Source organism: Streptomyces millisiae, from assembly GCF_031845425.1.
Taxonomy (GTDB): Bacteria; Actinomycetota; Actinomycetes; order Streptomycetales; family Streptomycetaceae; genus Streptomyces; species Streptomyces millisiae.
The window spans coordinates 1-470 of sequence record NZ_JAVREM010000255.1 but is presented as its reverse complement, the minus strand read 5'-3'; the positions used below and the strand labels follow the sequence as shown (position 1 = coordinate 470).

Sequence of the window (470 nt, the reverse complement as noted above, 5' to 3'; positions counted from 1 at the left end):
CCTACAACCCTCGCAGGAACCGCGATCGCAACGACGATCCTGCGAGTGCGAGTACAAACACAGAAGCTGCGACCGTGATCAGTCAATCATGTCGAAGGCTGCTGCGACAGTCTCGGGATGCGGCGCGTGGTGAACAATTCGTTTACAAATCCGAGCCGATGTCGGCGGGGTAGATCGCAGGAGGACCAGTAGTGCTCGATCAGGGGTCAGATTTCGGCCGTGAGCTGCTGGCTTGCGCTGTCGACGGCACCCCTTCCGGCGAAAATCCGCTACGCCATGTTGCGGATATCCCTCCGCGACAGGGCAAACCACATGAGTGGCCGCAATGGGCCCATTCGGAGGTCGTCCAGGCGTTGGTCGACCGCGGGATCGCCGCGCCGTGGTCGCACCAACTCGCCGCCGCCGAGTTGGCCCACGACGGGCGGCATGTGGTCGTGTCCACCGGAACCGCGTCGGGCAAGTCCCTGGCC

The 470-nt window shown here is 63.6% G+C and carries 1 pseudogene; it reads left to right on the top strand.

The features are described from left to right. Positions 1-191: 191 nt before the first annotated feature. Positions 192-470: pseudogene (locus RNC47_RS36535) on the top strand (DEAD/DEAH box helicase); the annotation flags it as partial.